The sequence below is a fragment of the Sodalis sp. (in: enterobacteria) genome, assembly GCF_051710625.1.
Taxonomy (GTDB): Bacteria; Pseudomonadota; Gammaproteobacteria; order Enterobacterales; family Enterobacteriaceae; genus JBPESN01.
Genome location: NZ_JBPESN010000029.1, coordinates 21,671 through 27,858, shown reverse-complemented (window position 1 = coordinate 27,858; position 6,188 = coordinate 21,671). Strand labels below are relative to the sequence as shown.

Below are 6,188 nucleotides of genomic sequence, written 5' to 3'. Positions count from 1 at the left end.
GGTCGACAACCAGTTGAGCGGATTCGCGTTTGAATTCAGGACTAAAATTTTTTCTTTTCATTGGTGCACCCGTGTTGTTCTGAGGTGAGCATATCACCTCTGTTCAGGTGGCCAAATTCAGTGTGCCGCTACACAATTCTGGACTGTCCAAAATAGCCATTTTTTAGGGGTTAAGGGAGTCCGGAATTGTCTGCAAATTAGTCCAGAATATTTTGCATCGTTAGAGGCGAAGATAAGGCGCATAGCATAGCGCGCACACTAGAGGTATAAGCCCTGTGCGTCAATATAACCTTGCACCGAGGGAGGGAGCAGGCCGTCGCAGGCGCGGCCTTCTCGATAGCGCGCGCGGATGTTGCTGGCGGAGATGGCCAGTTGCGGCGTGGCCGCGCAATAGATAAGCCTCGCCGGTTGCCGGTGCAGCGCCTGCAGATCGCGGGTCAGCCAGCGGATGAGCCAGCGATTGTCACGCTCATCGGCCAGCCCGTCATCATAACCGGGGCGGGCGCACACCAACAGATGGCATAACGTCGGCAATTTCAGGCCGCGGTGCCATTGCGGTAGCGTCAGCAGCGAATCCTGCCCGATAATGAAGGCCAGCGGCGCGTCCGGGCCATACTCGCGGCGTAGCGCTCTAAACGTGTCTACCGTATAAGAAGGCGTCGGGCGCTGGAGTTCGCGCTCATCAAGAGTAAACAGGGGATCGGGCAATTCGGCAATCGCCAGCCGCGCCATCGCCAGCCGCTGCTGCGCAGACGCCACCGGCTGCGGCCGATGCGGCGGGACATTGTTCGGCAGCAGGATCACCCGCTGCAGGTTGACAAGGCGCGCCAGCGCGATGACCGACCGCAGGTGGCCGTAATGGATAGGGTCGAAGGTGCCGCCGTAAAAGGCGGTGAGCGCGCGTTCAGACATCAAACATTACCGTGGGCAGCGATTTGCCACACAACAATAACGCGAGGGCGTTCAGATCGGACCACACGGGGTAGCTATAATCCTGTTTGAGCGCCAGTTCGATTTTCGTCATCAGTACCACTGTATCGCGCAACTGCGCCAGAGTAAGCCGCCCTATGGCCTGCGTCAGCAGCGGCCGGCGGTTCTGCCAGACCTTGTGGCGGTCGAACAGAGTACGCAGCGGCGCTGCGGCCGTTTGCCGTTTGAGCGTCAGCAGCAGCAGGACTTCGCGCTGGATGCTGCGCAATAGGATGACCGGCTCCGCGGCCTCTAGCCGCAACTGCCGCAGAATATGCGCGGCGCGTTTGCTTTTGCCCGCCAGCGCGGCGTCGACCCAGTGAAACGGCGTGAAGTGTGCGGCGTCGTTCACCGCCGCTTCGACCCGCGGCAGCGTCAGACTGCCGTCAGGATAAAGCAGCGACAAGCGCTCCAGCGCCTGGGCCAGCGCCAGCAGGTTGCCCTCGTAGCAATAACACAATAGCTGGCAGGCGGCGTCATCCAGCGTCAGCTTCATACTCGCGGCACGCTTTGCCACCCAGCACGGCAGCTGCGCCTGCTCCGGCGTGGCGCAGCTCACCAGCACCGCGTTTTGACTCAGTGCCTTGAACCAGGCGTCGTTTTCCGTGGCGCGGGTCAGCTTGCTGCCGCGTAGGATCAAGAGCACACCGTCATGTAACAGCGACGCCAGCTGGAGCATTTTTTCCGCTATGGTGGCATCAATGCCGCCGTCCGGCAGGACAAGCAGCAGCGTTTGCCAACTGGCGAACAGGCTGCGCGCCTGGCACAGACTGAAAATCGCATCCCAATCGGTGGCGGCGTCCAGCGTGACGCTGAAATGCTCGTCGAATTGCTGCGCCTGTGCCCGGTCGCGAATGCGATCCTGGCTTTCCTGTAGCAGCAGCGGGTCGTTGCCAAACAACAGATAACATGGGCGCAATGCTTCATGCATTTGCGCAGCCAACTGCTCGGCATACAGCCGGATCATGACACTGACCGCCGCTTCACCAGACGCAGAGTCATCAGGAGGCCGGCGCCACCGGCTGCGGTGGCTGCTGCTGTTTCAGTTTTGCGTCCAGCGCCTTATCCGTCTCTTCCGCGGCATGCACCGTCAGCAGCTTGCGGACCAGCTGCTGCGCGGCCTGCTGGCGCATCTCCTGGCGAATGATATCCCCTTCGGCATCCTTCGCCAGCGCAGTCAGCGGGTTATCGAAGAACGAGCGATAAACCTTGACGTCGATAGGATAGTAATCTTTGCCGGGCATCAGGACCTGCGCATGTACGCTCAGCGTCATCTGGTATTCGGCGGTTTTACCGTCCTGAAACACCGAGGCGGTGACCTGATTTTCCGACGAATTGACAATACGCAGCGACGGCAGCGTATTGTTTTTGTCCTGGGCGTCGTCAATCAGCGTTACATCGTTCAGACGCAGTTCCGCCCGCACGGCGCGGGTGAGCGGTCCGTAAGGATCATAATTGTTCAGGGTCATGGTTTTCATTTCGGTCGGCACCTGGGCTGTGGTGCCGCGCAGGTGATAACCACAGCCGGCGGTTATCGTCACCGCCAAGCCCAGTACCAGTGTTAAAGTCCAATATCGCACAACGCCTCCTTCTGTTAACCCACAATCAGGTTAAGCAGCTTACCCGGTACATAAATCACCTTGCGCACCGTGGTCCCTTCAAGATGCTTCGCCACCAGATGTTCCTGGGAGGCGCGTTCACGCACCAGAGCTTCGTCCGCATCTGCGGGCACGGTAATCCTGCCGCGCAGCTTGCCGTTGACCTGAATGATTATTAGCTTGGCGTCTTCCACCATGGCGGCCTCGTCTGCGATCGGCCACGGCGCATTATCGATGTCCCCTTCGCCGCCCAGCGCCCGCCAGAGCGTAAAGCAGGCATGTGGGGTGAAAGGATAAAGCATCCGTACAACCGCTACCAGCGCCTCCTGCAGCAGAGCGCGATCCTGTCCGGTCTGCTGCGGCGCGCTCGCCAGCTTGTTCATTAGTTCCATAATGGCGGCGATGGCGGTGTTGAACGTCTGACGGCGGCCGATATCATCGGTGACTTTGGCGATGGTTTTATGCACCTCGCGGTGCAGCGCCTTTTGTTTGTCGTTCAGGGCGGCGATATCCAGTGCGCCCGCTGGACCCTGCTGGGTATGCTGATAGGCCAGTTTCCAAACGCGTTTCAGGAACCGGTTGGCCCCTTCCACACCAGATTCCTGCCATTCGAGCGTCATTTCCGCCGGTGAGGCAAACATCATAAACAGGCGCACGGTGTCGGCGCCGTATTTCTCTACCATTTCCTGCGGGTCGATACCGTTATTTTTCGATTTCGACATTTTACTCATGCCGGCGTACACCAGCTCGCGGCCGCTAGCATCGGTCGCTTTCAGGATGCGGCCTTTCTCATCCCGTTCCACGCTGACATCCACCGCCGACACCCAGACGCGCTCGCCGCTGGCGGTCAGATAGTAGAAGGCGTCGCCCAGCACCATCCCCTGGCACAGCAAACGCCTGGCCGGCTCGTCGGAGGTGACCAGACCCGCGTCGCGCAGCAGCTTGTGATAGAAACGGAAATACATGAGATGCATGATCGCATGTTCAATGCCGCCGATGTACTGATCCACCGGCAGCCAATAGTTGGCGGCGGCCGGATCGAGCATGCCGCGGTCATAATCCGGGCACGTATAGCGTGCGTAATACCAGGAAGATTCCATGAAGGTATCAAAGGTATCGGTTTCATGCAGCGCGGGCTGACCGTGGTAGGTGGTTTTCGCCCAGTCCGGATTGGCTTTCAGCGGGCTGGAAATCCCGTCCATCACCACGTCTTCCGGCAGGACCACCGGCAGCTGATCTTCCGGCGTCGGCACGACGGTACCGTCTTCAAGCGTCATCATCGGAATCGGCACGCCCCAGTAGCGCTGGCGGGAAACCCCCCAATCGCGCAGGCGATAGTTCACCTTGCGCTCGCCGACGCCCTGCGCCACCAGCGCATCGGCGACGGCGTTAAAGCCCGCCTGGAAGTCCAGACCATCAAATTCACCGGAATTGAACAGAACGCCCTTTTCGGTCATCGCCTGAACGCTGAGATCCGGCTCGCTACCGTCGGCATTGCGGATAACCGGTTTCACCGGCAAGTCATATTTGCGGGCGAACTCAAAATCGCGCTGGTCATGTCCCGGCACCGCCATGACCGCACCCGTGCCATAATCCATCAACACAAAGTTGGCGACCCAGACCGGCAGCATCTCGCCGGTCAGCGGATGCACCGCATGCAGGCCGGTGGCCATGCCCTTTTTCTCCATCGTGGCCATGTCCGCTTCCGCCACTTTGGTGGTACGGTGCTCCTGAATAAAGTCGGCCAGGGCTGGATTGGACGCCGCCGCCTGCAACGAAAGGGGATGACCCGCCGCTACCGCGACATAGGTTGTGCCCATAAAGGTATCCGGGCGCGTGGTGTAGACCGTCAGCGTTTCTTCGCTATCTGCGACCTGGAACGTGATTTCCCCCCCTTCCGAGCGGCCGATCCAGTTGCGCTGCATGGTTTTCACCTGCTCGGGCCAGCTCTCCAGCTTGTCCAAATCGTACAAGAGCTGGTCGGCGTAGGCGGTAATTTTCACGAACCACTGCGGTATTTCCTTGCGCTCGACCTTGGTGTCACAGCGCCAGCAGCAGCCGTCGATGACCTGTTCATTGGCCAGCACCGTCTGATCTTGCGGGCACCAATTGACGGCGGAGGTCTTTTTATACACAAGCCCCTTTTCATACAGGCGGGTGAAAAACCACTGCTCCCAGCGGTAATAGTCCGGGCGGCAGGTGGTGACTTCACGGCTCCAGTCGTAGCCGAAGCCCAGCAGTTTCAGCTGGTTCTTCATGTAATCGATATTGGCGTAGGTCCAGGGCGCCGGCGCGGCGTTGTTTTTCACCGCGGCCCCTTCGGCGGGCAGGCCGAACGCATCCCAGCCGATAGGCTGCAGGACGTTTTTGCCCAGCATGCGCTGATAGCGGGCTATCACATCGCCGATGGTGTAGTTGCGGACATGCCCCATGTGTAGGCGGCCGGAAGGATAGGGCAGCATTGAGAGGCAGTAGTACTTTTCCTTGCCGGGGTCTTCGGTAACCTTGAACGTATCGTTTTCATGCCAGTGTTGCTGGATGGTGGATTCTATCTCTTCCGGGCGATAAAGCTCTTGCATGGCAGCCAGTGGTCCTTATGTGAAATACGGCGATGCTCGCGCAGGGAGCGTATGAAGCATAATGCTAGGATCCGCTTAGCATAGTTGATAAGCGATAGTGGCAACAATACCCAGCGCCCGGCTGGGCCGTTTTTCTGCCGATATTCGCGGCGGGCGTGGCAAATCCGCCTTGCGTGAGGGGCGACGACGGGCATGCAGACCGGTTTCAACTAAAATAATGAAGACGACGCCACCGCTTCGGCCGAGCGGCGCGCAGGGAAGCGTAAGAGGGCGCCGTAGGGCAAGGAACTCAGCCCCCAGCCGTGCGGTGGGCGATTAATGCAGGATTTTCACCAGGAAATCGCGGGCGCGGTCCGACTGGGGATGGGCAAAAAACGCCTCTTTCGGCGTGTCTTCGATAATGCGGCCTTCATCCATGAAAATAACCCGGTTAGCCACTTTACGCGCAAAGCCCATTTCATGGGTGACCACCATCATTGTCATCCCCTCCTGGGCCAGTTCCACCATGACATCCAGCACTTAGTTTATCATTTCCGGATCCAGCGCGGAGGTGGGTTCGTCGAACAGCATTGCCACCGGATCCATGCATAGCGTCCGGGCGATCGCCACGCGCTGCCGCTGGCCGCCGGACAGCTGACCCGGGAATTTGCTGGCGTGCGCCGCCAGACCCACTCGCTCCAGCAGGGCTTGCCCTTTGGTACGCGCCGCGCCTTTGTCGCGTTTCAAAACCTTCACCTGCGCCAGCGTCAAGTTATCGATGATCGACAGATGGGGAAACAGCTCAAAATGCTGGAACACCATGCCCACCTTGCTGCGCAACTGCGCCAGATTAGTATGTTTGTCGCTAACGCTGATGCCGTTGACGAGGATTTCTCCTTCCTGAATGGGTTCAAGGCCGTTAACGGTTTTAATAAGCGGCGATTTCCCGGAGCCGGAAGGGCCGCACACCACGACCACTTCGCCTTTATTGACCTCGGTTGAGCAGTCGGTCAGCACCTGAAAGTGACCATACCACTTGGAAATATTTTTCAGGGAAATCATC

General features: G+C 59.1%; 4 protein-coding genes and 1 pseudogene. All 5 read right to left on the bottom strand.

All coding sequences use genetic code 11. The features are described 5' to 3' along the window. Positions 1-258: 258 nt before the first annotated feature. The 5 genes and pseudogenes from nadD to ACTBDU_RS09080 all read right to left on the bottom strand — a co-directional run bounded on the left by nadD (position 259) and on the right by ACTBDU_RS09080 (position 6,187). On the bottom strand, positions 259-912 hold the full coding sequence (gene nadD / locus ACTBDU_RS09100; RefSeq protein ID WP_438806247.1) for a nicotinate-nucleotide adenylyltransferase: 654 nt from the start codon (positions 910-912) through the stop codon (positions 259-261). Continuing rightward, positions 905-1,936: a DNA polymerase III subunit delta gene (gene holA / locus ACTBDU_RS09095; protein WP_438806246.1), complete on the bottom strand. Its 1,032-nt coding sequence runs from the start codon at positions 1,934-1,936 to the stop codon at positions 905-907. The genes nadD and holA overlap by 8 nt, the downstream gene beginning before the upstream one ends. Positions 1,937-1,970: 34 nt before the next feature. After that, entirely contained in the window at positions 1,971-2,549 is a 579-nt protein-coding gene (gene lptE / locus ACTBDU_RS09090) for an LPS assembly lipoprotein LptE (RefSeq protein ID WP_438806245.1), read from the bottom strand. Between the two features lie 14 nt (positions 2,550-2,563). Continuing rightward, the gene (leuS, locus tag ACTBDU_RS09085; protein WP_438806244.1) at positions 2,564-5,146 is read right to left on the bottom strand and encodes a leucine--tRNA ligase; all 2,583 of its coding nucleotides are present in this window, start codon (positions 5,144-5,146) and stop codon (positions 2,564-2,566) included. 315 nt (positions 5,147-5,461) lie between these two features. Next, positions 5,462-6,187: pseudogene (locus tag ACTBDU_RS09080) on the bottom strand (amino acid ABC transporter ATP-binding protein). Position 6,188 lies beyond the last annotated feature (1 nt).